Source organism: Kitasatospora sp. NPDC003701 (genome assembly GCF_053587085.1).
Genome location: NZ_JBSFNM010000056.1, coordinates 18,177 through 43,279, shown reverse-complemented (window position 1 = coordinate 43,279; position 25,103 = coordinate 18,177). Strand labels below are relative to the sequence as shown.

Below are 25,103 nucleotides of genomic sequence, written 5' to 3'. Positions count from 1 at the left end.
CTTCGAAACTCACAGCTCACCCATCGGGATGCGCACGCCGCGCTCGGCGGCCACCTCGTCGGCCCGGTCGTAGCCGGCGTCGACGTGGCGGATCACGCCCATGCCCGGGTCGTTGGTGAGCACCCGGCGGATCTTCTCGCCGGCCAGCGCGGTGCCGTCGGCCACCGTGACCTGGCCCGCGTGGATCGAGCGGCCGATGCCGACGCCGCCGCCGTGGTGGATGGAGACCCAGGACGCGCCGGAGGCGACGTTGACCATGGCGTTGAGCAGCGGCCAGTCGGCGATCGCGTCGGAGCCGTCCAGCATCGCCTCGGTCTCCCGGTAGGGGGAGGCCACCGAGCCGCAGTCCAGGTGGTCGCGGCCGATCACGATCGGCGCGGACAGCTCGCCGGAGGCGACCATGTCGTTGAAGCGCTCGCCGGCCTTGTCGCGCTCGCCGTAGCCGAGCCAGCAGATCCGCGCCGGCAGACCCTGGAAGTGCACCTTCTCCTGGGCCATCTTGATCCAGCGGTGCAGCGACTCGTTCTCCGGGAAGAGGTCGAGCACGGCCTTGTCGGTCTTGGCGATGTCCTGCGGGTCGCCGGAGAGCGCCGCCCAGCGGAACGGGCCCTTGCCCTCGCAGAACAGCGGCCGGATGTACGCCGGGACGAAGCCCGGGAAGGCGAACGCGCGGTCGTAGCCGGCCAGCTGGGCCTCGCCGCGGATCGAGTTGCCGTAGTCGAACACCTCGGCGCCGGCGTCCATGAAGCCGACCATCGCCTCGACGTGCCTGGCCATCGACTCGCGCGAGCGCTGGGTGAACTCGGCGGGCTTCTCGGCGGCGTACGTCGCCATGTCGTCGAAGGCGACGCCGACCGGCAGGTAGCTCAGCGGGTCGTGGGCGCTGGTCTGGTCGGTGACGATGTCGATCGGCGCGTCCATCGCGAGCAGCTGCGGGAACAGCTCGGCGGCGTTGCCCAGCAGACCGATGGAGAGCGGCTGCTTCTTGTCGCGGGCGGCGGTGGCCAGCTCCAGCGCGTGCGCGAGGTTCTTGGCCTCGACGTCCAGGTAGCGGTGCTCGATCCGGCGGGAGATCCGCGACGGGTCGCAGTCGATGCAGATCGCCACGCCGCCGTTCATCGTGACGGCCAGCGGCTGGGCACCGCCCATGCCGCCGAGCCCGGCGGTGAGGGTGATCGTCCCGGCCAGGGTGCCCTCGAAGCGCTTGTTGGCCACGGCCGCGAAGGTCTCGTAGGTGCCCTGGAGGATGCCCTGGGTGCCGATGTAGATCCACGACCCGGCGGTCATCTGGCCGTACATGGTGAGCCCGAGGCTCTCCAGCCGCCGGAACTCCTCCCAGTTCGCCCAGTCGCCGACCAGGTTGGAGTTGGCGATCAGCACGCGCGGCGCCCACTCGTGCGTCTGCATGACGCCCACCGGGCGGCCGGACTGGACCAGCATGGTCTCGTCCTGCTTCAGGGTCTCCAGCGTGCGCACCATGGCGTCGAAGGAGCGCCAGTCCCGGGCCGCCTTGCCGGTGCCGCCGTAGACCACCAGCTTCGACGGGTGCTCGGCCACCTCCGGATCGAGGTTGTTCATCAGCATCCGCAGGGCCGCCTCCTGCTGCCACCCCTGCGCCGTCAGCCCCGTCCCGCGCGCCGCACGCACCTCGCGCGGCCCGCTCGCCTGCTGCTGCACCATGTCCCGGCCCCCTACGGATGAATTCATTCAAGCTCGACTCGGCTGAATATATCCAAACATTCAGCCTCCGGCCAGACCTGAACACATCCGATCAGCACCCGCATGCTCGACCACTGAGCGCTACCCTGAATCCGGCGAGTGCCAGCCACTCGGCCCAGCGCCCACGGACGGAGGACGCGATGACGGCCATCACCGTGCGCCCCGGGAGGCTCCGGGGCGTCGCCGAGGAGATCGGGCGAAGCACCGGCCTCCGCGCGCAGATCGTCGGCGGAACCCCGGTGACGTCCCCCACTCGCCGCGGCAAGCACGGCGAGCCCGTTCCGCTCGCCGCACCGCTGCCGCCGGAGCTGCGCACCAGCGCACTCCCGCTGTACGCCCCGAAGGCCTGATCCGCCCTCAGGCCGCCGCGTCGCCGTCCCAGTCGATGCCGATCTCGGCGAGCCAGCGCCGGTCGTCGGCGTCCGGGTCGGCCGGGGCCGGCGGGCGCGGCGGCCGGGGGATCTCCTGGACGGGACCGAGGCCGTACTGGTCGGCGGCGGCCGCCGCCGCACGGGCGTCGGGCTCGATGACGCCGACGTGGACGGCGCTCTCGTCGCCCGGTTCGAGGACGGTGAGTTCGGGCCCGGGCAGCCGCCGCAGGGTGACGCGGCGTCCGCAGGCCGGGCAGGACCACTCGTCGGCGCCCGAGGCGAGCCGGCCGACGAACTTCATCTCGTGGATCACGCGCATCACAGGCTCCCCCTGCCGGTCGGCCCTGCTCCGGGGCCTGTTGACAGGATTCCCGCCCAGGGCCCGGTCCTACTCCAAAAACAGCCCACGAGCCGTCGCGGACTGCTCGATCGCCTCCAACCGGGCCTCGGCACCCGGGAGTTCGTCGCACATGGTCTGCAGGAGCACCCGGCCGAGCATCATCGGCGCGCACGCGGTGTCGAAGACCAGGCCGGTGCCGACGGCGGCCGGCAGCATCAGGTCGGACAGCTTGGCGACCGGGGCGAACACGCTGTCGGCGACGGTCAGCACCGTCAGCCCGCACTCGCGGGCCACCGCCAGGGCGTCCATCAGTTCCCGCGGGTAGCGCGGCAGGGCGAAGCAGAGCAGCGCGCTGGCACCGGCGGCGGCGGCCTGTTCGAGGCGGTCGGCGAGCATGCTGCCGCCCTCGTCGAGCAGCCGGATGTCCGGGTGCACCTTGGCCGCGAAGTAGGCGAAGCCGCGGGCCTGGGCGGAGGCGGCCCGCAGACCGAGGACCGGCAGCGGGCGGGAGGCGGCGAGCAGCCGGGCGGCGCGGAGGATCGGCTCGGGGTCGGCGAGGAGCTCGGCGAGCAGGCGCAGGTGCTCGATCTCGGCGAGCACGGCCTGCTGGTGCTCGTTGCGCACCGCGTCGTCCGGGGTCTCCGGCGCGGCCGGCTCGCCCGCGCCGAGTTCGCGCAGCTGCTTGCGCAGCGCCGGGTAGCCGTCGTAGCCGAGCGCCACGGCGAAGCGGGTGACCGAGGGCTGGCTGACGCCGGCCAGCTCGGCGACCTCGACGCTGGACAGGAACGGCGCCTCGGTGGCGTGCCGGACGAGCGAGTGGGCGATCCGGCGCTGGGTGGGGGTGAGCCGGTGGCCCTCGAAGAGCTGGAGCAGCCGGGCGGAGGGGCCGACCGTGCCGGTGTCGTCGGTGGCGGTCATCAGCGGTACCTCCGGGTGCGAGCTGTTCGGACGACGACTGTGCAGCAGCGCGCTGCCGCTGGCAAAGACGTCTCGTACGCCGGGACGCCCGATGAGACGTCCCGACGGGGTGGGGTACCCCTCGGGGTGACCCTGATTTCCCCCTGATCCGCCCCGATTGCGGTGCGAACCGATGGACTGACGGCCCGGTGCTGCCCCAGGCTGAGCACCATGGACTCTCGCCAGGACGAACTGCGCCGCGACCTCGAAGCCGCTCTGCAGACCCGCAAGGAGCTCGGCAAGGAATACGAGTCGGAGATCGTCGACTCCTTCCTGGCCCGGCTGGACTCCCGGTTGGACGCCCGCCTCGACGCCCGGGTGGAGCGCCGGGTGGCGGAGCGCCTCGACGGCTACGGCCCGGCGGAGCACCTGCGCCGGCGGCCCTTCGGCCGTTCGGGCTCGAAGCTGCCGCTGGTCTCGCTGGTCATGGGCATCCCGCTGACGGCCATCGCGACCAACAGCGGCACCAGTGGGTTCAGCGGGTTCATGAGCCTGGTGGTGGTCTGGGCCGGCATCGCCGGGGTCAACTTCGCCGCCGTCCTGGGCGACAGGCGGGACGAGCGCCGGTCGAAGCCGCCGCGGGGCGAGTGGGACTGATCCCACCCGCCCCGGGCGGCCGCCGGCCCCGGGCCGGCGACCTCGGGCCGCTGGCCCCGGGCCGGTGAATCAGGCCAGCGGGCCGGTGACCTTCTCGACGGCCCGCACCAGCTCGCCGGAGGCGACCAGCGCGGCGGCGGCCTCCAGGTCCGGCGAGAGGAAGCGGTCGCGGCCGGCGCCGCCGACCCCGGCCTCCCGGGCCACGGCCAGCGCGGCGAGGGTCGCGGGCGCCGGCGTGCCGCTGGCGTCGGCCTGCCGGCGGATCTCCAGCGCGCGCGAGGCGGCGGTCAGCTCGACGGCCAGGATCCGGCCGAGGTTCTCGACGGCCTGACGCAGCTTGCGGGCGGCGGACCAGCCCATCGAGACGTGGTCCTCCTGCATCGCGGAGGACGGGATCGAGTCGACCGAGGCCGGCACCGCGAGCCGCTTGTTCTCGCTGACCAGGGCCGCCTGGGTGTACTGGGCGATCATCAGGCCGGAGTCCACGCCCGGGTCGTCGGCCAGGAAGGCCGGCAGGCCGTGCGAGCGGGCCTTGTCGAGCAGCCGGTCGGTGCGGCGCTCGGAGATCGAGCCGAGGTCGGCGGCGGCGATGGCGAGGAAGTCGAGCACGTAGGCGACCGGGGCACCGTGGAAGTTGCCGTTGGACTCGACCCGGCCGTCCGGCAGCACCACCGGGTTGTCGACGGAGGCGGCGAGCTCGCGGGAGGCGACCAGCGCGGCGTGGGTCAGGGTGTCGCGGCCGGCGCCGGCCACCTGGGGGGCGCAGCGGATCGAGTAGGCGTCCTGGACGCGCGGGGCGTCGTCCTGGTGGTGGCCGGTGAGGCCGGAGCCCTTGAGGACGGCCAGCATGTTGGCGGCGCTCAGCGCCTGGCCGGGGTGCGGGCGGATCGGGGCGTGCAGCTCGGGGGCGAGCACCTTGTCGGTGCCGAGCAGCGCCTCCAGGGTCATCGCGGCGGTGATGTCGGCGGTGGTGAACAGGCGCTGGAGGTCGGCGATGGCCATCACCAGCATGCCGAGCATGCCGTCGGTGCCGTTGATGAGGGCCAGGCCCTCCTTCTCCAGCAGCTCGACCGGCTCGATGCCGGCGGCGGCGAGCAGCTCGCCGGCGGGCTTGTCGACACCGTCGGGGCCGGTCGCCACGCCCTCGCCCATCAGGGCGAGCGCGCAGTGCGAGAGCGGGGCGAGGTCGCCGGAGCAGCCGAGCGAGCCGAACTCGCGGACCACCGGGGTGATGCCGGCGTTGAGGATGGCGGCCATGGTCTGCGCGACCACCGGGCGCACGCCGGTCCGGCCGGAGGCCAGCGTCTTCATCCGCAGGAACATCAGCGCGCGGACCACCTCGCGCTCCACGGCCGGGCCCATCCCGGCGGCGTGCGAGCGCACCAGCGAGCGCTGCAGCTGGGCGCGGAGCTCGGGGCTGATGTGCCGGACGGCGAGCGCGCCGAAGCCGGTGGAGACACCGTAGACGGGGCGCGGCTCGGCCGCGAGGGCCTCGATCCGGGCCCGCGCGGTCGCCATCTCGGCGAGCGCGTCCGGACCGATCTCGACCCGGGCGTTGCCCCGGGCGACGGCCAGCACGTCCTCGGCGCTGACGTCGGCCTTGCCGACCTGGACGAGGGGCGCATCGGGGGCCACAGCACTGTGCATATCCATATGCATCATCACACCAGTTGAATGAAGATATGACAACCAGTGGAGCCGTCCGACCCGCACGATAGGTTCCCGCCCATGACGCGGGTACCCGAGAGCCGCCGGACGGAGCGCGCGGCCGTGAACGCCGTGCGCACCCTGCTGGAGAGCGCTCACCACATCGTCCAGGAGATCGACGGCTCCAACGACTTCGGCGAGGACCTCTACGTCACCTTCGCCGACGGGGGCCACCGCACGCCGCACAGCATCGCCATCCAGGTGAAGGGCGGGCGGTCCTTCCGCCGCCGACAGGGGTACTCGGTGCCGGTCGGCGCCCACGGCGAGGAGTGGCGCGAGAGCAACATCCCGGTGATCTGCGTGGTGCACGACCCGGACGGCGACACGCTGCACTGGGCCAACGCCACCCAGCAGCTGCGCGCGGCCCGGGCCGCCGGCCGGACGGCCCGGACGGTACGGGTCCCGGCCGGGGTCGTGCTCACCGGCGCCACCCTCCCCGAGGCGGTCCGGCAGTGGCGCCAGTACGTCCGCAACGCCCGGGGGCTGCACGCCTTCCTGGCCGACCTCACCGGCCGCGACTTCGACCCGGGCGACTACCTCTCGTACTTCGTCAACGACTGCGGCGAGGAGGCGGTCTTCCAGCAGCGGACCGGCGAGGCCTTCGCCATGCTCTGGCACCGCGACCTGGACTGGCAGCCGCACCCGGTGACCGCCGAACGGACCGGGCGGATGCGCGACCGGGTCACTCCCGAGCTGCTGGCCCGCATCGACCCCGCGACCGCCGCCGACCCGGCCCTGGTCGAGCAGCTCATGGCCCACCCGTTCCTGGACGTCCCGCTGGCCGGCACGGTCGTCCTCAACGACGCCGAGCTCTCCTGGCTCCGCGCCTGCTTCGCCGCCAGTGACTGGATGACCCGAATCCCGCCCCGCTGAGCCGCCGCCGATTTCCGCCACGCCGCCCCGATACCGCACGCTGGGGTCGACGGACGGCACGGAGGCGGAGGACCGATGACGCGGGCGACGGCACGGCGGCGGGTGGTACGGCTGCACGGGGACGACCGCAGTGCGCGACCGGACGCCCTGGCGGCGGAGGAGCCGCTGGAGATCCGGGTCGGCGGCGAGCCGCTGACGGTGACCATGCGCACCCCCGGACAGGACTTCGACCTGGTGGCCGGCTTCCTGGTCGGCGAGGGGCTGGTGCACGCGGCGGAGGACCTCGCGGCGCTGCGCTACTGCGCCGGGACGGACGAGGTCGGCGCGAACACCTACAACGTGGTGGACGCGGCGCTGCGCGGCGCCCGCCCCCTCCCGCTCTCCGCCCACCGCAACCTGCTCACCACCAGCGCCTGCGGCCTCTGCGGCCGCGACACGGTGGATGCCGTGCGCACCCATGTCCGCCACCCCGTCGCGGCCGACCCGCTGGCCGTCCCCCCGTCGCTGCTCTACGGGCTGGCGGACCGGCTCCGGGCCACCCAGCGGACCTTCGACTCGACCGGCGGCCTGCACGCGGCCGGCCTGTTCGACGGGACGAGCGGCGAGCTGCTCTGCGCCCGCGAGGACGTCGGCCGGCACAACGCGGTGGACAAGGTGGTCGGCTGGGCGCTGCGCGAGGGCCGGCTGCCGCTGACCGGGCACGTGCTGCTGGTCAGCGGCCGTGCCTCGTTCGAGCTCACCCAGAAGGCCGCACTGGCGGGGATCCCGCTGCTGGCGGCCGTCTCCGCGCCGTCCTCCCTCGCGGTGGACCTCGCCGAGGAGCTGGGCCTGACCCTGGTCGGCTTCCTGCGCGGCGAGCGCGCCAACGTCTACACCCGGCCGGACCGGATCATCGGCTGACCGGCCGACCCGCCCGGGCCGTCACGCCTGCCCCGCGGCCCCCGCCGCCGCCTCGGCCTTCAGCCGGCGCAGCGAGGCGGGGGTGAGCCGCCGCGCGAGCACGTCCAGCGCGGCGCGCACCTCGGCCAGCTCCTGCGGGTCGTCGGTGCCGAGCGCCCGGGCGAGCGCACCGTCGATCGAGGCGGCGGCGACCTCCGCGCGGCGCGGGGAGATCCCGGGGGCCTGGCGGGCGAGCAGCCGGCGGCGGTCCCGCGGGTCGGTCTCGGTGACGATCGAGCCGGCCTCCCGCAACCGGGCCACGGCCGCGGACACCTGACTCTGCGGCAGGCCGGTCCGGGCGGCGATCTCCCCGACCGCACTGTCCGGGTGCTCGTAGACGTCGCTCATCACGACGACGACGGCCTTGACCCCGGTGGGCTGCCGTCCGCCCTCCGGCGCCGGGACGGCCTCCTCGCCGATCTTCATCAACGTCCGACCGAGCAGCAGCAGTTCGACTCCGTTCACATCCGCCACGGTACATCAGAAGAGATGCATCGAAAGAGATCCATCTATCTTGATGCATCTCTTTCGATGCTTTACGGTGGAGCCAACGGCGGCCGCCAGGGCCGCCCGGGGGAGGGACCCACCATGACCACCGCTCTGCTCACCACCGCCGGCGCCCGCATCCACTACCGCGTCGAGGGCACCGGCCCGGTGCTGCTGATCGCCCAGAGCGGCGAGGGCGACGCCGACCGCAGCGCCGATCTGGTCGCCCGCCTGACCGACCGCCACACCGTGGTGACGTACGACCGGCGCGGCCTCTCCCGCAGCACCCTCGACGAGCCCGGCCGCACGCCGACCGTCGAGGAGCACGCCGACGACGTCCACCGGCTGCTCGCCGCCGTCACCGACGAACCCGCCCTGATGCTCGGCTGCAGCCTCGGCGCCCTGATCGGGCTGCAGCTCGCCCACGACCACCCCGGCCGGCTGCACACCCTGATCGCCCACGAGCCGGCCGCGCCGCGGCTGCTCCCGGCCGAGGAGTGCGCCGGGACGCTCGACGCGCTGGCCGGGATCCAGGACGTCTTCCACCGGGACGGCTGGCGGGCGGCCCTGGGCGGCGTGATGGCCGCCACCGGGATCGCGGCCCACCAGGAGCGCGAGCCCGACGCCCGTCCGCAGTCGTTCGGCCCGGAGCGCGCGGCCAACTTCACCGCGTTCCTCGCGCACGACCTGACCACCCTGCGCCGCAGCACCTTCGGCCTCGCCGAGGCCGACGCCCTCGCCACCGGGCCGACCCGGGTGGTGCCCGCCATCGGCGCGACCACCGACCCGACGGTCTACAGCTACCGCTGCGCCGAGGTGCTGGCCGAGCGGCTCGGCACCACGCCCGCCCGCCTGCCGGGCGGCCACAACGGCAACCTCACCCACCCCCGGGCGTTCGCGACCCGGCTCCGCGAGCTGCTCGCGGCCGCTGTGCACGGCGGCTGACCCCCGAGGGGCCCCGAGCGGCCCCGGGCGGCCCGGAGTGGCCCGGAGCGACCCTGAGCGGCCCCGGGCGCCGTCAAGACGAGACGTATCGTTCCACCGGGCCCCTAGAATGACCCCATGACCCGCAGCAGCTCCCCCGACCCCGGCCGCCGCAGCGAGCGGTCGCGCCAGGCCGTCCTCACCGCCGCCGCCGAACTGGTGGCCGAGGTGGGCTTCGGCAAACTGACCATCGAGGCGATCGCCGCCCGGGCCGGCGTCGGCAAGCAGACGATCTACCGTTGGTGGCCCTCCAAGGGCGCGGTGGTCTTCGACGCCTTCCAGGCCGCCAACGAGGACGCCTCCGGCAGCCTGGCCCTGCCGGACACCGGCGACCTCGCCGCCGACCTGCGCACCGTCCTGCGGCCGACGGCCGACCAGCTCGCCGACCCCGGCTTCGGCAACACCGGCCGCGGCCTGATCTCCGAGTACCTGCGCGACCCGGCCCTGCTGCGCGAGTACCGCCAACGCCTGCTGGACCCGTTGCTGGAGGTCACCAAGGCCCGCCTGCACAGCGCCCGGGAGGCCGGGCAGCTCGCCGCCGACGCCGACCTCGACCTCGCCGTCGAGCTGCTCTACGGCCCGATGTACTACCGCTGGCTGCACGGCCTCGGCCCGCTCGACCACGCCTACGCGGACCGCCTGGTGGACGCCGCCCTGCGCGCCCTGCGCCCCTGACCCTGACCCGGGCCGGGGCCGGGGCCGTCACGCCGGCGGTCGGCCCGTGACCCACCGGGTCCACGGGCCGACGAGGCCGGCGAGGCGCACGAGGCCGACCGGGCCCGCGAGGGCTACGACCGGTTGCGGCGGCGGAGCATCACGATCACCGCGATGATCACGGCGATCACGATCAGCACCACCACGATGCCGATCACCACACCGATGAGCTTGCCGAAGAAGCCCTTCTTCTTCTTCGACTTGGACTTCGACTTGTCCTTGGACCCGGCCAACCGGGTGCCGTCGTGGTGCCCGGCGACGACCGGGGCGGCCGGGGCCGCCTGCACGGCACCCCCCGCGGCGGCGGTGCCGGCGGCGACGGTGCTCACCGCGGCGGCGCGCGGCGCCGCCTCGGCCGCCGGTGCGGCGGCCAGCGTGGCACCGCCCAGAGCCAGTACCGCGGAGAGGACAAGGCTCGTCAGACGAGCGCGCATTGGTTCGACCCCCGTTCCGGCTCGGCCACCCTGGCCCGCCGACCGCCGATACCATCCCACGTCCGCGCCACCCCGCCCAGCCCTGCGACAGCCTCCGCACCGGACCGCGACCCGCTCGGAACAGGCCGGTCACCGAACCGGCACAAGCCGGTGATCCGCTCCGCCCCCGGACCCGCCCGGCCTCAGCCCGGGGGCGGGGAGGCCGGGCCGGAGAGCGCCACCGCGACCAGCGCCCGCATCGCGCTGGCGACCTGTCCGAGCGGCAGCGTCGCATCGTCGGCGAACAGCTCCACCAGCCAGCCGCCCGCCGGGTTCTGGCCGCCCGCCGCGACCATCCCCCGGTAGCCGCTGACCACCAGCATGGCCTCCTCGGACGGGTCGTTCCCGGCCGCGCCCGCGCGCAGCGCGAAGGACCCGCCGCGCACCGCCCGCCGGGTCATCGGGTAGTGCCGCAGGTCGAAGACGGCGTCCGGGGCCTCGATCTGGGCCCGCTGGGTCTCCGCCCGCGAGCTGCTCGGCCCGCTGGTCATCCGGTACACGGCGTGCTGGGCGGTGCGCATCAGGTGCGAGCCGGGCGGCACGTAGGAGACCCACCAGCCGACCGCGTCCAGCAGCCGGGCCGAGGTCTCGGCGACGACGGCCAGCTTGCCGATGGTGTCGGCGGGGTGGACCGACCGGGAGACGCCGTGCTGGTCCAGTGCGGCGAGCACCGCGGTGAGCAGCTGCCCCGGGTCGGCGCTGTGCGCGGCGCCGCGGAACCGCCGCCGGTCGCCGGCTCCGGACCGCCCGGGGACGCGCCCCCGGGCGTCGGCCCGGTGGTGCGGGTCGGCGGCGTCGGCCAGCAGGACGGTCGGGTCCGGCGAGAAGCCGGGGCCGTGGCTGCGCCCGGCCACCACGGGGTGCGCGGCGCGGGCCGCCTTGGCCCGGTACTGGGCGGCGTCGGCGAGCCGGAACAGCCGGTCGGGGGTGGTGACCGGGCCGATCGAGTCCCCGGTGGAGGCGACCCCGCAGGCGACGCCCTCGCCCTCGGCGAGCGCCAGCGCCCGCGCGCAGAGCTCCTCGGCGACGGCGACCACCTCGTCCGCCTTCTGGCCCTCCACCAGCAGGCAGAACTCGTCCCCGCCGAGGCGGGCGGCGAGGCTGCCGGGCAGCCTGGCGGCGGCCAGCGACAGCTGGTGGGCGAAGCGCTCCAGCAGCCGGTCGCCCATCTCGTGCCCGAGCTGGTCGTTGACCCGCTTCAGGCCGTTGACGTCGCAGACCACCAGCGAGACCACCGTGCCGTCGCGGTTGTGCGCCTCCAGCGCGCTCTCCAGCCGGGCGTCCACCGCCCGGCGGTTGGCCAGGCCGGTCAGCGGGTCGGAGAAGGCGAGCTTGCGCAGGTCGGCGAGGCGCTCGGTCTGCGCGAGCCCGGCCGAGATCTGGGCGGCGAGCAGGGTCGCGTAGTCGGCGTCGCCCTCGGTGAACTCCGCCGTTCCGGTGGACCTGGCCAGGTAGAGCTCGCCCCAGGCCTGGCCGTGCAGCACGATCGGGGCGACCACGCAGCAGGCCCGGCCGCGCCGGCGCAGCGCGGCGGCGCGCTCCTGGCAGTACGCCCCGGCGGTGGGGTGCACGTGCCCGGCGTGCGGCTCGGTGTTCTCGGCGCTCTGCAGCCAGGCGCGGGGCAGCCGGCCGGTGGTCCAGCGCTCCTCCAGATAGGTGACGATCTCGGGGAAGTCCGCCACCGGGTAGGACTCGTCCTCCGGCAGCTCCTCCTCGCCCGGCGCCAGCTCCCCGTGGTTGACCAGCACCCGCAGCCGGCCGGACTCCCGGTCCCAGACCGAGACGGCCGCCATGGTGGCGCCGAGGGCCTCGGTGGCGCGGGCGGCCGCCGCGCGGACGGCCTCCAGCGGGGTGAGCGCCCCCGCCATGTCCTGGGCGAGCTCCACCACGGACGTCAGCCGGGGGTCGGGGAGGGCGGGCGGCTCCGTACGGTCGCACACGCAGCCGCGGTCCGTCGTGGTCGCCTCACTGCCCACCGGCTCGCCTCGTTCCCTGTGCTCGGTCCTGTTCGGTCCCGTGGCGCACCCCACCGAGAACCGGACCCGTCCAGCCGCTTGCACCAAGACTATGGCGGTTTCGTTCGGTTATGCCCCGTTTGCCCGCGCGGATCCTCCGGACCGGACCGGTTTCAGCCGTACGGCTTTCGGACGACGGCCGCCGACCCCGGCGGGCGGCCGGGCCGGACGCCCCGCCCCGGGCCGCCTCGTGCGAAGACCCGCCTACCCCGTACGCCGGCGAGCATTCCGGGCGATCCGGGAAACCCGGCGCGCGGCCGACCGCTCCCCCGGGAGGGCTACGCCCCGCGCGGCCGCCGCGACAGCAGCCACGGCTCGACCAGCCCGAGCCCGCGCACCGGGCGGCGCCACATCGGCTGGAGGTTGAACCGGTGCCCGGCGTCCGGCCCCGGCACCGGGAGGCCGGAGGCGGGCAGCCCGGCGGCGGTCGCCAGGGCGTCGGCCAGCCCCGACCCGTCCGCGTCGGCCGGGGCGACGCTGCCGTTCTGCTCCAGCGCGGCGGCGAGCTCGCCGTCGATCAGCACCGCGTCCTTGGGCGCGATCGAGGTGAGCCGGCTGGCCAGGTTGACCGTGGTGCCGAAGACGTCGCCCATCCGGGAGGTGACGGTGCCGAAGGCCATGCCGACCCGCAGCGCGGGGATGGTGTCGTCCTCGGCCAGGGCCTCGATCAGGCTGAGCGCGATCTCGGCGGCCGTCCCCGGGTCCTCGGAGACGTAGAGGATCTCGTCGCCGAGGGTCTTGATCACCCGGCCGCCCTGGCCGGCGATCAGGTCGGAGCAGGTGTTCTCGAAGGTCTCGACCAGCTCGCCGAGCTCCTCCTCCTCCAGCCGGCGGGAGAGCCGGGTGAAGCCGACCAGGTCGGCGAAGCCGACGGCCAGCCGGCCGCTGGTGATCTCGGTGTCCTCGGCGGCCTGCACCACCCGGCCGGTGACGGCGGCCAGCTGGCGGCGCCAGACGTACACCAGGAACTGCTCCAGCTCCGGCAGCAGCAGCTCGACCAGCGGGTAGGCCACGTCGGCGCGGGTGAGCCCGGGCTCGACGGACTGGGTGAGGTTCTCCAGGAAGGTGTCCATCTGCCAGCCGGCCAGCCGGGCGGTGGTCTGCCCGGTCGAGCGGGCCACCTGGATCGCCATCGGCTCGCTGAGCAGGCCCGACTCCACCAGACCGGCGAGCCGGCGCAGCGCGATCACGTCCCCGTCGGTGAGCGCCCGGGACTGCCCGATGTCCGGGAAGCCCATCGCCCGCCAGAAGCGGGTGGCCAGCTCCATCGGGACGTCGGCGGCCCGCGCGGCCTGGTACGGGGTGTAACGGCGTGGTGCGTCCAGGATCAGGCGTTCCAGGTCGAGCGCGACCGTCTGGTCGTCGGAGCCCGCCGTACCGCCGTTGCCGCCGTCCTCTGCCACCGGTCCGTCCCCGTGCGGTTGCCGCACTTGCCTCGTGTCCTACCTGTCCGGGCGCGCCCGCAACCCTTCGGGCAGTGGCGCGCCTCACACTGCTGCCAGGTGGAATGTTCGCACGGAATCCCGCGATCCGGGGCATCCGCCCGGGTCAAGGAGAGGTGAAGAGTGCCGCTCAGCGCGGCTCGGGGCGCACATGGACGACGTCTCCCGCGCCCACCGGCCGCCGTGCGCCGTCGGGCGTGCGGACCACCAGCCGGCCGTCGCCGTCGATCGCCACCGCCTCGCCGAGCAGCTCCCGGTCACCCGGCAGGTGGACCTTGACCGGCCGGCCGAGGGTGGTGCAGCGGTCCGCGTAGGCGGACAGCAGGCCGCTGGCGTGCGGGTCGCCGGCGGCGGCCGTCCACTCGGTGTAGAGGCCGGCGAACTCGCGCAGCAGCGCGCGCAGCAGGGTGGCCCGGTCGGTCACCGCGGCGCCGGCCAGGGCCAGCGAGGCGGCGGTGGGGACGGGCAGCTCGCTCTCGCGCAGCGAGACGTTGACGCCGAGGCCGGCCACCACCGCGCCGCCGCTCAGCTCGGTGAGGATGCCGCCGAGCTTGCGCTCCGCGCCGTCGATCCCGACCTGGAGGTCGTTGGGCCATTTCAGGCCGACCCCGACCTCGGCGACCCGGCTCAGCGTGGCGGCCGCCGCGACGCCGACCAGGATCGGCAACCAGCCGTACCGCTCGACGGGTACCTCGTCCGGGCGAAGCAGGACGGAGAGGAAGAGCCCGGAGCGGGGCGGCGCCGTCCACTGCCGCTCCAGCCGGCCGCGCCCGGCGCTCTGCGCCTCGGCGACCAGCACGGCGCCCTGCGGCGCGCCCTCCCGGGCGCGGGCGGCGAGGTCGCTGTTGGTGGAGCCGGTCTCGGTGACGACGTCGAGCGAGGTCCAGAACCCGCCCGGCAGGACGAGGTCGCGGCGCAGGGCCTCGGCGTCCAGCGGCGGCCGGTCCAGGTCGGTCCAGGGCGACGGCCCGGCGTGGCCGAAGCCGCGCAGTCCACTGCGGCGGGGGGTGACGGGGTCGGTCATGACCACGAGACTAGGGCCCCGGCCGGCGCGGTGGCCGTAGGCCGCCATATCGTCCCGCAGAACGGGCGTTGACACACTGTGTCGCTGGCCATAACGGGAAACCGTGCGCGCTGGCTACGCTACTCGACGGTAGTTCGTTGCGCCGCCCTGCCCTCATGCGCGTGTCCCGCCCAGACCCGCGTACCACCGAACAGGCCGCGGCCCATGGATCAGGGAGAGCCCACCCGATGACCGAGGCCCCGTACGACCCCCACACCACCGCCGGCAAGCTCGCCGACCTGCGGCGCAGGATCGACGAGGCGGTGCACTCCGGCTCCGCCAAGGCCGTGGAGAAGCAGCACGCCAAGGGCAAGCTGACCGCCCGTGAGCGCGTCGTCGAGCTGATGGACGAGGGCTCCTTCGTGGAGTTCGACGAGTTCGCCCGGCACCGCTCGATCAACTTCGGCCAGGAGAAGAACCGCCCGTACGGCGACGGCGTGGTCACCGGCTACGGCACCGTCGACGGCCGTCAGGTGGCCGTCTTCGCGCAGGACTTCACCGTCTTCGGCGGCTCGCTCGGCGAGGTGTTCGGCGAGAAGATCGTCAAGGTGATGGACTTCGCGCTGAAGACCGGCTGCCCGGTCATCGGCATCAACGACTCCGGCGGTGCCCGGATCCAGGAGGGCGTGGTCTCGCTCGGCCTGTACGGCGAGATCTTCCGCCGCAACGTGCACGCCTCCGGTGTCGTCCCGCAGATCTCGCTGATCATGGGCCCCTGCGCGGGCGGCGCGGTGTACTCCCCCGCGATCACCGACTTCGTGGTGATGGCCGATCAGACCTCGCACATGTTCATCACCGGCCCGGACGTGATCAAGACCGTCACCGGCGAGGACGTCGGCATGGAGGAGCTGGGCGGCGCGCGCACCCACAACACCAAGTCGGGCAACGCGCACTACCTGGCCGCGGACGAGAAGGAGGCGATCGAGTACGTCAAGAGCCTGCTCTCGTACCTGCCCTCCAACAACCTCTCCGACCCGCCGTCCTTCCCCGAGGAGGCGGACCTCTCGGTCACCGACGAGGACCTCGAACTCGACACCCTCGTGCCGGACTCGGCGAACCAGCCGTACGACATGCACACGGTGATCGAGCACGTCCTGGACGACGGCGAGTTCCTGGAGACCCAGCCGCTGTACGCGGGCAACATCATCACCGGCTTCGGCCGGGTCGAGGGCCACCCGGTCGGCGTCGTCGGCAACCAGCCGATGGACCTCGCCGGCTGCCTGGACATCGCCGCCAGCGAGAAGGCCGCCCGGTTCATCCGGACCTGCGACTCGTTCAACATCCCGGTGCTCACCTTCGTCGACGTGCCCGGCTTCCTGCCCGGCACCGAGCAGGAGTGGGACGGCATCATCCGCCGCGGCGCCAAGCTGATCTACGCCTACGCCGAGGCCACCGTCCCGCTGATCACCGTGATCACCCGCAAGGCCTTCGGCGGCGCGTACGACGTCATGGGCTCCAAGCACCTGGGCGCCGACCTCAACCTGGCCTGGCCGACCGCGCAGATCGCCGTGATGGGCGCGCAGGGCGCGGTCAACATCCTGCACCGGCGCGAGCTGGCCGAGGCGGACGACGTCGAGGCCAAGCGGGCCGAGCTGATCACCTCCTACGAGGACACCCTGCTCAACCCGTACCTGGCCGCCGAGCGCGGCTACGTGGACGCCGTCATCGCGCCGAGCGACACCCGCCGGCACATCGTCCGCGGGCTGCGCGCGCTGCGCGGCAAGCGCGAGGTGCTGCCGCCGAAGAAGCACGGAAACATCCCCCTGTAAGCGGCTGTCGCGAGAGGATTGAGCCATGGCCCCGATCCACGTGCTGCACGGGCAGCCGACCCCCGAGGAGCTGGCCACCGTCCTGGCGGTGGTCCAGTCCCGGGCCGCCGCCGCACAGGCCGCCGCCGAGGCGGCCCGTCGTGCCGGCGCCGGCCCGGACTCCCCCTGGAACGACCGCGCGCGCCGGCTGCGCGCCGCCCCCCGCCCCGGCGTCAACGCCTGGCGCACCTCGGGCTGGGCGGGCTAGGCCCCGGTACGTCGGGGGTGGGCCGCCCGGCCCGCCCCCGACGCCCGGATTGCCCCGAAAGCTGAGTACGCGTACTCAGGCGTCACCGCCGCGGCGCGGCGCACCCTGGAGGGGTGCTCTGGTCAGACCCCCGCGACGAGCCCTCCCCGGAGGCCCGGCGGATGCAGGAGAGACTGCGCCGCGCCGGCCATGTGCTCGCGGCCTCCCTCCTGCTGATCGCCGTCCTGCTGATGGTCTGAGCGCCCCTCCCGGACCGTGCGGACGGCGACCGGGCCACCCCCTACCCTGGTGGGCATGACCGACCGCCGCGCCCTCGTCCTCGCCTCCGCCTCCCCCGCCCGCCTCGGGCTGCTGCGCCAGGCGGGTCTCGACCCGCGCGTGGTGGTCAGCGGCGTCGACGAGGACGCGATCACCGCCGCCACCCCCGCCGAGCTCGCCCTCGTGCTCGCCGAGGCCAAGGCCAAGGCGGTCGCCGCCGAACTGACCGGCGGCGAGCTGGTGATCGGCTGCGACTCGGTGCTGGAACTGGACGGGCGGGCGCTCGGCAAGCCCGCCGACGCCGCCGAGGCGCTGGCCCGCTGGCAGGCGATGCGCGGCCGGTCCGGGGTGCTGCGCACCGGGCACTGCGTGATCGACACGGTGACCGGCGAGCAGTCCTCGGCCACGGCCTCCACCACCGTCCGCTTCGGCACCCCGGACGACGCCGAGGTCGCCGCCTACATCGCCTCCGGCGAGCCGCTGCACGTGGCCGGCGCGTTCACCCTGGACGGCCGCTCGGCGCCGTTCGTCGAGGGCATCGACGGCGACCCGGGCAACGTCATCGGCCTCTCCCTGCCGCTGCTGCGCAGGCTCCTCGCCGACCTCGGCGTCCGGATCACCGACCTCTGGGCCTGACCCGCCGCCGCACCGCCCGCCGGCACCGCGGTGCCCGGCCCGCGCCGGTCTGCGGGCGCCGTCGACCTCCCCGTGCGGGAACTCCCTTGCCGCGCGCCGGGAGTACGGCGGGCGCCGTCGACGATCCGGACCCGGGCCGTCACGGCGGACCGCTAGGCTGACCGCCGCCGTTCGAACGGGGAGGGGACAGGCCGATGACCGACAGTCTGCTCAACGTGCTGCTGGGGCTGGTGGCGAGCGCGATCAGTGCCGCGCTCGGCTGGCTCGCGCAGAACCTGCGCCGCCGCAGGCGGCTGGAGCGGGTCCGCTCGTTCTTCGGCCTGCCGGCCGGCAGCGACTGCCTGATCGTGGTGAACCGCAGCGTCGGGGTCGGCGCGCACGCCCGGACGGTCACCCGGCGGGACGCCTACGCGCTGATGGAGCTGGCCGCCCTGGTGAAGGAGTGCGGGGCGCAGACCGAACTGGTCGCGCACGACGCCGTCCACCGCGGTCTGGGCGCCAAGACCGAGTTCTGCTTCGGCGGCCCCAGCAGCAACGAGCGGATGGCCGCCCACCTGGCCTGGGGGCTGCCCGGGGTGACGGTCACCAGCGGGTCGGACGGGCCGGCCAACGTCATCCTGGCGGGTGACCGGTCGTTCACCGTCGACTGGGACCACGAGGTGTACGCCCTGCTGGCCCGGCTCTCCACCCCCGAGGGCGGGCGCCCGGTCTTCCTGATCTCCGGCCAGACCGGCATCGCCAACCACGCCGGCGTCCGCTACCTCGTCGCCAACCACCGCCGGCTCGCCCGCCGGTACGGCGAGGACGGCACGTTCGCCCTGGTTCTCAAGGTCGTCAACCCCCGGGCGTACGGCCCCGATGTGGTGGAACTGGCCGCCGACGTCACCGCGCGGGCCCGCGAGCGGGCCGCCGCCGCGGCCCCCGCCGGGTGAGTGTGGCCAAGGCCACCGCGCCGCCGCGCCGCCCCGTCGCCGTCCGCACGGGACGGCCCCCGGCAGCGGCACCCGCCGCTACCTGGGACGACCCGTTCCGGGCCGCGGACCGGGTCCCGAAACGCATCACCCTCCGTGTGGGATAGTTCACAACCTGGGGCTACTCGCCGGTACCACCCAGAAATCCATAAACTCGACCAGGTTCAAGAAGGGAGCCACAGTGCGCAAGGTGCTCATCGCCAACCGCGGAGAAATCGCCGTCCGCGTCGCCCGGGCCTGCTCGGACGCCGGTATCGCCAGCGTCGCCGTCTACGCCGAGCCGGACCGGGATGCGCTGCACGTCCGCGCGGCCGACGAGGCTTACGCGCTGGGCGGCGACACCCCCGGTACCAGCTACCTCGACATCGCGAAGGTCCTCAAGGCCGCCGCCGACTCCGGGGCGGACGCCGTCCACCCGGGTTACGGCTTCCTGTCGGAGAACGCCGACTTCGCCCAGGCCGTCCTCGACGCGGGGCTGACCTGGATCGGCCCGCCGCCGCAGGCCATCCGCGACCTCGGTGACAAGGTCACCGCCCGGCACGTGGCGCAGCGCGCCGGTGCCCCGCTGGTCGCCGGTACGCCGGACCCGGTCTCGGGCGCCGACGAGGTCGTCGTCTTCGCCCAGGAGCACGGCCTCCCGGTCGCCATCAAGGCGGCGTTCGGCGGCGGCGGCCGCGGCCTGAAGGTCGCCCGCACGCTGGAGGAGATCCCGGAGCTGTACGAGTCCGCGGTGCGCGAGGCGGTCGCCGCCTTCGGGCGCGGCGAGTGCTTCGTCGAGCAGTACCTGGACAAGCCCCGGCACGTCGAGACCCAGTGTCTGGCCGACCAGCACGGCAACGTGGTGGTCGTCTCCACCCGTGACTGCTCGCTGCAGCGCCGGCACCAGAAGCTGGTCGAGGAGGCGCCCGCGCCGTTCCTCACCCCCGAGCAGAACGCCGAGCTGTACCGGGCCTCCAAGGCCATCCTGAAGGAGGCCGGCTACGTCGGTGCGGGCACCTGCGAGTTCCTGGTCTCCCAGGACGGGCTGATCTCCTTCCTGGAGGTCAACACCCGCCTCCAGGTGGAGCACCCGGTCTCCGAGGAGGTCACCGGCCTCGACCTGGTCCGCGAGATGTTCCGGATCGCCGACGGCGAGGAGCTCGGGTACGACGACCCGCCGGTGCGGGGTCACTCGATCGAGTTCCGCATCAACGGCGAGGACCCGGGCCGCGGCTTCCTGCCCGCGCCCGGCACGGTGACGCTGTTCGCGCCGCCGTCCGGCCCCGGCGTCCGCCTGGACGCGGGCGTGGAGAGCGGCTCGGTCATCGGTCCCGCCTGGGACTCGCTGCTCGCCAAGCTGATCGTCACCGGTGCCACCCGCAAGCAGGCGCTGCAGCGTGCCGCCCGCGCGCTGTCCGAGTTCAAGGTCGAGGGCATGGCCACCGCCATCCCGTTCCACCAGGCGGTCGTGACCGACCCGGCGTTCGCGCCCGAGGTGCACGGCGGCGACGGGCCGTTCACGGTCTTCACCCGGTGGATCGAGACCGAGTTCGACAACACCATCCCCGCGTTCGCCGGTGCGCCCGGTGAGGGCGAGGAGGCCGAGGGCCGGGAGACCGTGGTGGTCGAGGTCGGCGGCAAGCGGATCGAGGTCTCGCTGCCGTCCTCGCTGGGCGTCGCGTCGGCCCCGGCGGCCGGTACCGGCGGTGCGGCCAAGGCCAAGCGCCGGGTCGGCGCCAAGAAGGCCGGCTCGGCGGTCAGCGGTGACACCCTGGCCTCGCCGATGCAGGGCACCATCGTCAAGGTCGCCGTCGAGGAGGGCCAGGTCGTCGCCGAGGGCGAGCTGATCGTCGTCCTGGAGGCGATGAAGATGGAGCAGCCGCTGAACGCGCACAAGGCGGGCACCGTGGTCGGCCTCAAGGCCGAGGTCGGCGGCAGCGTCAGCAGTGGCGCCGCGCTCTGCGAGATCAAGGACTGACGGCTCAGGCCGACCGGACCGGTCCGTACGCCCCTCGGGGTGTGCGGACCGGTTCCGTTTCCGGCCTGCTCGGGACCGGTCGGCGGCGGCCCCGGTCGGTGCCGCGGGGGCCGGTGCCGGTGCCGGTCAGCGCCCGCGCGGGACGGCCCCCAGCTCGGCGAGCCGGGCCGGCAGCGGGCCGCCGGGGCCGCCGTGCGCGCCGGGGCGGCGCTGGCCGGGCAGCGGGGCGCCACCGGGCGGCGGGGCGGCCCGCCGGGCCAGCGGGCCGGGCGGGGTCTGGTGGACGGGCCCGCTGCCGGTGCCGTGCACGGGGGCGTCCCCGGTCGGCGCGACGCCGAGCGGCGCCAGGTCGATCTGCACCCCGCAGTCGGCGAGCGCGTCCAGCTCGCGGGCGGTGGTGTCGTCGGCGGCGGAGTGCTCGTCGGTGACCAGCCGGGTGATGGTCTCGGTCGGGACGGTCTGGAACATGGTGTCCGCGCCGAGCTTGGTGTGGTCGGCGAGGACGATGACCTCGGCAGCCGACTGCACCAGAGCCCGGTCCACGCTCGCGGAGAGCATGTTCGTGGTCGACAGCCCGCGCTCGGCGGTCAGTCCACTGCCGGAGATGAACGCCTTGGAGACCCGCAGCCCGTGCAGCGACTGCTCGGCGCCACTGCCCACCAGGGCGTAGTTGGAGCCCCGCAGGGTGCCGCCGGTCATCACCACCTCCACCCGGTTCGCGTGGGCCAGCGCCTGGGCCACCAGCAGGGAGTTGGTGACCACCGTCAGCCCGGGCACCCGGGCCAGCCGGCGGGCCAGCTCCTGGGTGGTGGTACCGGCGCCGACCACCACGGCGTCGCCCTCCTCCACCAGGCCCGCGGCGAGATCGGCGATGGCGCTCTTCTCGGCCGCGGAGAGGTGGGTCTTCTGCGGATAGCCGGGTTCGCGGCTGAAGCCGCCGGGGAGCACCGCGCCGCCGTGCCGGCGGTCGAGGAGCCCTTCTGCCTCCAGCGCCCGTACGTCACGACGTACGGTCACTTCGGAGGTCTGGACGACGCGGGCCAGTTCACGGAGCGACACAGCTCCGTTGGCGCGCACCATTTCGAGGATCAACTGGCGACGTTCTGCTGCAAACACAGAACCGACGGTAACCTGCGTGACCGTCTGCTTTCAGGCGTTTGCAGCTAGTAGCGGGAATTGCTCACGCCCGAGCGGCGCGTGACCGTACAATACGCGCCGTCAGCAACCCGGGACTGCGCCCGCCGTCCGGGTGACGACCCCTGCTGCGCGAAGGGCGGCCGCCGAACGGCAGCCGCCCTCAACTGTGCCTCGGGGGCTCAGGATTCGCCGTCGGCGCGCTTGCGGATGTGCAGCTGGCGGGCGGCCTCGGCGGTCGATCCGGAGACGGACGGATAGACGGTGAAGGCGCTGGCCACCTGTTCGACCGTCAGATTGGCGTCCACCGCGAGCGCGATCGGGTGGATCAGTTCGCTGGCGCGCGGGGCGACCACCACGCCGCCGACCACGATGCCGGTGCCCGGGCGGCAGAACAGCTTCACGAAGCCGTCCCGGATGCCCTGCATCTTGGCCCGCGGGTTGCCGCGCAGCGGCAGCTTGACCTCGACCGCGTCCATCTTGCCGCAACTCACGTCGGCGGCGGTGTAGCCGACGGTGGCGATCTCCGGGTCGGTGAAGACGTTGGAGGCCACGGTCTTCAGGTTCAGCGGCTGCACCGCGTCGCCGAGCGCGTGGTACATCGCGATCCGGCCCTGCATGGCCGCCACCGAGGCGAGCATGAACACACCGGTGCAGTCACCGGCCGCGTACACGCCGGGGGCGCTGGTGCGGGAGACCCGGTCGACCTTGATCTGACCCCAGTCGTTGAGCTTGACCCCCGCCTCCTCCAGGCCCATCTCGGCGGTGTTGGGGATCGAGCCGACCGCCATCAGGCAGTGCGTGCCCTTGATCACCGTGCCGTCCGAGAGCGTCACCTCGACGTGGTCGCCCACGCGCTTGGCGCCCTCCGCCCGGCTGCGGCTCATCACGTTCATGCCGCGGCGGCGGAAGACCTCCTCCAGCACCTCGGCGGCGTCCGGGTCCTCTCCCGGCAGCACCCGGTCGCGGCTCGACACCAGGGTCACCTTGGAGCCGAGCGCCTGGTACGCGCCGGCGAACTCGGCACCGGTGACGCCGGAGCCGACCACGATCAGCTCGCGCGGCAGCTCCTCCAGGTCGTACACCTGGGTCCAGGTCAGGATCCGCTCGCCGTCCGGCTGGGCGTCCGGCAGCTCGCGCGGGTGCGCGCCGGTGGCGATCAGCACCGCGTCCGCGCGCAGCGACTGGACGCTGCCGTCGGGCGCGTCCACCAGCACCTCGCGGGAGCCGTCCACGGCCTGCCCGCCGCCGCCGAGCCGGCCCCGGCCGCGCAGCACGGTCACGCCGGCGCGGGTCACCGACTGGGTGATGTCGTGGGACTGCGCGATGGCCAGGCGCTTGACGCGTCGGTTGACCTTGCCGAGGTCCACGCCGACCACCCGCGCCTGCCGCTCCAGCGGCGGGGTGTCGTCGGCGACGATGATGCCCAGCTCCTCGTAGGAGCTGTCGAAGGTCGTCATCACCTCCGCGGTCGCGATCAGCGTCTTCGACGGAACGCAGTCCGTGAGCACCGCCGATCCACCCAGACCGTCGCGGTCGACGACGGTCACCTCCGCGCCGAGCTGGGAGGCGACGAGCGCCGCCTCGTAGCCGCCGGGTCCGCCACCGATGATCACGATCCGAGTCACGTCCCCCATTGTCCCGTACGCCGAGCGCGCCGCCACGCCGGGGTCGGGGCTCCCGCCCGACCGCCCGGCCGCCCCGGACCGCCCGTCGGCCGGGGGCCGGCGTCCCCACCCCGCGGTCGGCGGACGGTCTAGGCTGCACCCCATGCCCCTCTACGCCGCGTATGCCACGAACCTCGATGCACGGCAGATGACCCGCCGCGCTCCGCACTCCCCCCTGCGCGGTACCGGCTGGCTGGACGGCTGGCGGCTCACCTTCGGCGGCGAACAGCTCGGCTGGGAGGGCTCGCTGGCCACCGTGGTGGAGGACGAGAAGGAGCAGGTCTTCGTCTCGCTGTACGACGTCGCGCCGATGGACGAGGAGGGCCTGGACCGCTGGGAGGGCGTCCAGCTCGGCATCTACCGCAAGATCAAGCTGCGCGCGCACACCCTGGACGGCGACATCCCGGTCTGGACGTACGTGCTCAACGACTACGAGGGCGGCCTGCCCGCCGCCCGCTACCTCGGCCTGGTCGCCGACGCCGCGGAGAGCGCCGGCGCGCCGCACGACTACGTCCTGGACCTGCGCCGCCGCCCCTGCTGACCGTCCGCACGGCGCGGCCGCGGTACGCGGGAGGCCGGAGCGGCCGACGGCGGCCGCCGCGTGGCCCGGCCGGCCCGGCCGCGCCACGCCGGGGAGGCTGGAGGTTGCTCCCGCCCGGCGCCCGGAAGCAGGCCCGCGAGCTGTACTTTCACGCCATCCGGGTAACGATCCGGCACGTCGTACCGGGATTTTCTACGCGCGTAGCCGATTCCCGTCTATCCTCGGACGTGTGAACGCATCTCCTCAGTCGGTCGTCTCCGCCGACCCCTACGCCGCCGCCCAGGCCGCCGCCGAGCGCCTGCGCGAGCTGACCGGCGCCGAGCGCCACGACGTCGCCCTGGTGATGGGCTCCGGCTGGGTGCCGGCCGCCGACGCCCTCGGCGAGACCGTGGCGGAGTTCCCGGTCACCGACCTCCCGGGCTTCCCCGCCCCCGCCGTGGCCGGCCACGCCGGCACGATCCGCTCGGTGAAGATCGGCGACAAGCGCGCCCTGATCTTCCTGGGCCGCAACCACTACTACGAGGGCCACGGCGTGGCCACCGTGGTCCACGGCGTGCGCACCGCGGCCGCCGCGGGCTGCGGCATCATCGTGCTGACCAACGGCTGCGGCGGTCTGCGCGACGGCTGGGTCCCCGGCCAGCCGGTCCTGATCAGCGACCACATCAACCTGACCGCGGACTCCCCGATCGTCGGCGCCAACTTCGTCGACCTGACGGACCTCTACTCCAAGCGGCTGCGCGACCTCTGCCGCGAGGTGGACTCCACCCTCGACGAGGCCGTCTACGTGCAGTTCCGCGGCCCGCACTACGAGACCCCGGCCGAGGTCCACATGGCCCGGGTGATCGGTGGCGAGCTGGTCGGCATGTCCACCACGCTGGAGGCCATCGCCGCCCGTGAGGCCGGCTCCGAGGTGCTCGGCATCTCGCTGGTCACCAACCTGGCCGCCGGCATCACCGGCGAGCCGCTCAACCACGCCGAGGTGCTGGAGGCCGGCAAGGCCTCCGCCGAGCGCATGGGCGCACTGCTGGCGAAGGTCCTGGAGCGGATCTGACCCGGGGTGGTCCGACAATTCCCGCCGCGCGCGTGTGTGGCGGGCGTCGTCGGACCCGCACCGACGCACAATCGTGAGCGACGGGGTCCGCGGGCGGCTGTGATCCGCTGATCACACCCGCCCGCGGGCCCCGTCCGCATGCGCCCCCACCACTTGCGGAACCCTCCGGCCGACCGAACCGACGCACTTCCC

Annotated in this window: 24 protein-coding genes and 1 pseudogene; 14 read left to right on the top strand and 11 right to left on the bottom strand. The window is 74.1% G+C overall.

The annotated features are described in order from the left end of the window. Positions 1-9 precede the first annotated feature (9 nt). On the bottom strand, positions 10-1,680 hold the full coding sequence (gene hutU, locus ACWDRR_RS35050) for a urocanate hydratase (protein ID WP_449776309.1): 1,671 nt from the start codon (positions 1,678-1,680) through the stop codon (positions 10-12). Positions 1,681-1,859: 179 nt separating this feature from the next. Here hutU and ACWDRR_RS35045 point away from each other — a divergent pair, with 179 nt between their 5' ends. Then, positions 1,860-2,069 carry a hypothetical protein gene (locus ACWDRR_RS35045; RefSeq protein ID WP_449776308.1) on the top strand — a complete coding sequence of 70 codons (210 nt, stop codon included), beginning with the start codon at positions 1,860-1,862 and terminating at the stop codon, positions 2,067-2,069. Between the two features lie 7 nt (positions 2,070-2,076). On the opposite strand, the gene ACWDRR_RS35040 is transcribed toward ACWDRR_RS35045, so the two are convergent. Both ACWDRR_RS35040 and ACWDRR_RS35035 read right to left on the bottom strand, forming a co-directional pair. Then, on the bottom strand, positions 2,077-2,409 hold the full coding sequence (locus ACWDRR_RS35040; RefSeq protein WP_449776307.1) for a hypothetical protein: 333 nt from the start codon (positions 2,407-2,409) through the stop codon (positions 2,077-2,079). A 69-nt stretch (positions 2,410-2,478) separates the two neighbouring features. Next, positions 2,479-3,348 (bottom strand): MurR/RpiR family transcriptional regulator, encoded by an 870-nt coding sequence (locus ACWDRR_RS35035; protein ID WP_449776306.1) that lies wholly within the window; start codon positions 3,346-3,348, stop codon positions 2,479-2,481. 210 nt (positions 3,349-3,558) lie between these two features. Between ACWDRR_RS35035 and ACWDRR_RS35030 the strand changes: the two genes are divergently transcribed. After that, positions 3,559-3,984 (top strand): hypothetical protein, encoded by a 426-nt coding sequence (locus ACWDRR_RS35030; RefSeq protein ID WP_449776305.1) that lies wholly within the window; start codon positions 3,559-3,561, stop codon positions 3,982-3,984. 69 nt (positions 3,985-4,053) lie between these two features. Here ACWDRR_RS35030 and hutH read toward each other — a convergent pair whose 3' ends face one another. Beyond that, on the bottom strand, positions 4,054-5,637 hold the full coding sequence (hutH, locus tag ACWDRR_RS35025; RefSeq protein WP_449776304.1) for a histidine ammonia-lyase: 1,584 nt from the start codon (positions 5,635-5,637) through the stop codon (positions 4,054-4,056). A gap of 75 nt (positions 5,638-5,712) precedes the next feature. Between hutH and ACWDRR_RS35020 the strand changes: the two genes are divergently transcribed. Then, positions 5,713-6,564, top strand: coding sequence for a DUF4365 domain-containing protein (locus ACWDRR_RS35020; RefSeq protein WP_449776303.1), 852 nt, complete (start codon positions 5,713-5,715; stop codon positions 6,562-6,564). Positions 6,565-6,639: 75 nt separating this feature from the next. Continuing rightward, positions 6,640-7,464, top strand: a complete 825-nt coding sequence (gene fdhD / locus ACWDRR_RS35015; protein WP_449776302.1) for a formate dehydrogenase accessory sulfurtransferase FdhD — start codon at positions 6,640-6,642, stop codon at positions 7,462-7,464. A 21-nt stretch (positions 7,465-7,485) separates the two neighbouring features. On the opposite strand, the gene ACWDRR_RS35010 is transcribed toward fdhD, so the two are convergent. Next, entirely contained in the window at positions 7,486-7,968 is a 483-nt protein-coding gene (locus tag ACWDRR_RS35010) for a MarR family winged helix-turn-helix transcriptional regulator (protein ID WP_449776301.1), read from the bottom strand. 123 nt (positions 7,969-8,091) lie between these two features. Between ACWDRR_RS35010 and ACWDRR_RS35005 the strand changes: the two genes are divergently transcribed. Together ACWDRR_RS35005 and ACWDRR_RS35000 are read left to right on the top strand one after the other, a co-directional pair. Then, positions 8,092-8,934: an alpha/beta fold hydrolase gene (locus ACWDRR_RS35005; protein ID WP_449776300.1), complete on the top strand. Its 843-nt coding sequence runs from the start codon at positions 8,092-8,094 to the stop codon at positions 8,932-8,934. 117 nt (positions 8,935-9,051) lie between these two features. Continuing rightward, complete coding sequence (locus ACWDRR_RS35000; protein ID WP_449776299.1) at positions 9,052-9,648, top strand: TetR/AcrR family transcriptional regulator; 597 nt, start codon at positions 9,052-9,054, stop codon at positions 9,646-9,648. 113 nt (positions 9,649-9,761) lie between these two features. Here ACWDRR_RS35000 and ACWDRR_RS34995 read toward each other — a convergent pair whose 3' ends face one another. The 4 genes and pseudogenes from ACWDRR_RS34995 to ACWDRR_RS34980 all read right to left on the bottom strand — a co-directional run bounded on the left by ACWDRR_RS34995 (position 9,762) and on the right by ACWDRR_RS34980 (position 14,641). Further along, a complete protein-coding gene (locus ACWDRR_RS34995) occupies positions 9,762-10,121 on the bottom strand; it encodes a hypothetical protein (protein ID WP_449776298.1) in 360 nt (119 codons plus the stop codon). 770 nt (positions 10,122-10,891) lie between these two features. Continuing rightward, positions 10,892-12,028 (bottom strand): annotated as a pseudogene (locus tag ACWDRR_RS34990) (diguanylate cyclase domain-containing protein); the annotation flags it as partial. Between the two features lie 425 nt (positions 12,029-12,453). Further along, on the bottom strand, positions 12,454-13,578 hold the full coding sequence (locus tag ACWDRR_RS34985; RefSeq protein ID WP_449776297.1) for an adenylate/guanylate cyclase domain-containing protein: 1,125 nt from the start codon (positions 13,576-13,578) through the stop codon (positions 12,454-12,456). 169 nt (positions 13,579-13,747) lie between these two features. Continuing rightward, positions 13,748-14,641: a biotin--[acetyl-CoA-carboxylase] ligase gene (locus ACWDRR_RS34980; RefSeq protein ID WP_449776296.1), complete on the bottom strand. Its 894-nt coding sequence runs from the start codon at positions 14,639-14,641 to the stop codon at positions 13,748-13,750. 227 nt (positions 14,642-14,868) lie between these two features. Between ACWDRR_RS34980 and ACWDRR_RS34975 the strand changes: the two genes are divergently transcribed. From ACWDRR_RS34975 to ACWDRR_RS34950, 6 genes are all read left to right on the top strand, one after another. Further along, complete coding sequence (locus ACWDRR_RS34975) at positions 14,869-16,449, top strand: acyl-CoA carboxylase subunit beta (protein WP_449776295.1); 1,581 nt, start codon at positions 14,869-14,871, stop codon at positions 16,447-16,449. 25 nt (positions 16,450-16,474) lie between these two features. After that, positions 16,475-16,696, top strand: a complete 222-nt coding sequence (locus tag ACWDRR_RS34970; RefSeq protein WP_449776294.1) for an acyl-CoA carboxylase epsilon subunit — start codon at positions 16,475-16,477, stop codon at positions 16,694-16,696. Positions 16,697-16,809: 113 nt separating this feature from the next. Further along, positions 16,810-16,935, top strand: a complete 126-nt coding sequence (gene mmpB, locus ACWDRR_RS34965) for a morphogenic membrane protein MmpB (protein WP_449776293.1) — start codon at positions 16,810-16,812, stop codon at positions 16,933-16,935. A gap of 55 nt (positions 16,936-16,990) precedes the next feature. After that, a complete protein-coding gene (locus tag ACWDRR_RS34960) occupies positions 16,991-17,590 on the top strand; it encodes a nucleoside triphosphate pyrophosphatase (RefSeq protein ID WP_449776292.1) in 600 nt (199 codons plus the stop codon). A gap of 194 nt (positions 17,591-17,784) precedes the next feature. Beyond that, a complete protein-coding gene (locus tag ACWDRR_RS34955) occupies positions 17,785-18,522 on the top strand; it encodes a hypothetical protein (RefSeq protein WP_449776291.1) in 738 nt (245 codons plus the stop codon). 220 nt (positions 18,523-18,742) lie between these two features. Beyond that, positions 18,743-20,518 (top strand): acetyl/propionyl/methylcrotonyl-CoA carboxylase subunit alpha, encoded by a 1,776-nt coding sequence (locus ACWDRR_RS34950; protein ID WP_449776290.1) that lies wholly within the window; start codon positions 18,743-18,745, stop codon positions 20,516-20,518. Between the two features lie 126 nt (positions 20,519-20,644). Here the strand turns inward: ACWDRR_RS34950 and ACWDRR_RS34945 are convergent, their stop codons facing one another. Both ACWDRR_RS34945 and ACWDRR_RS34940 read right to left on the bottom strand, forming a co-directional pair. Continuing rightward, complete coding sequence (locus ACWDRR_RS34945) at positions 20,645-21,598, bottom strand: DeoR/GlpR family DNA-binding transcription regulator (RefSeq protein WP_449776323.1); 954 nt, start codon at positions 21,596-21,598, stop codon at positions 20,645-20,647. A 236-nt stretch (positions 21,599-21,834) separates the two neighbouring features. Continuing rightward, entirely contained in the window at positions 21,835-23,289 is a 1,455-nt protein-coding gene (locus tag ACWDRR_RS34940) for an NAD(P)H-quinone dehydrogenase (RefSeq protein ID WP_449776289.1), read from the bottom strand. 133 nt (positions 23,290-23,422) lie between these two features. Here ACWDRR_RS34940 and ACWDRR_RS34935 point away from each other — a divergent pair, with 133 nt between their 5' ends. Further along, positions 23,423-23,860, top strand: coding sequence for a gamma-glutamylcyclotransferase (locus ACWDRR_RS34935; RefSeq protein ID WP_329487974.1), 438 nt, complete (start codon positions 23,423-23,425; stop codon positions 23,858-23,860). Between the two features lie 229 nt (positions 23,861-24,089). Beyond that, on the top strand, positions 24,090-24,911 hold the full coding sequence (locus ACWDRR_RS34930; protein ID WP_449776288.1) for a purine-nucleoside phosphorylase: 822 nt from the start codon (positions 24,090-24,092) through the stop codon (positions 24,909-24,911). The last annotated feature ends 192 nt before the right edge of the window (positions 24,912-25,103 follow it).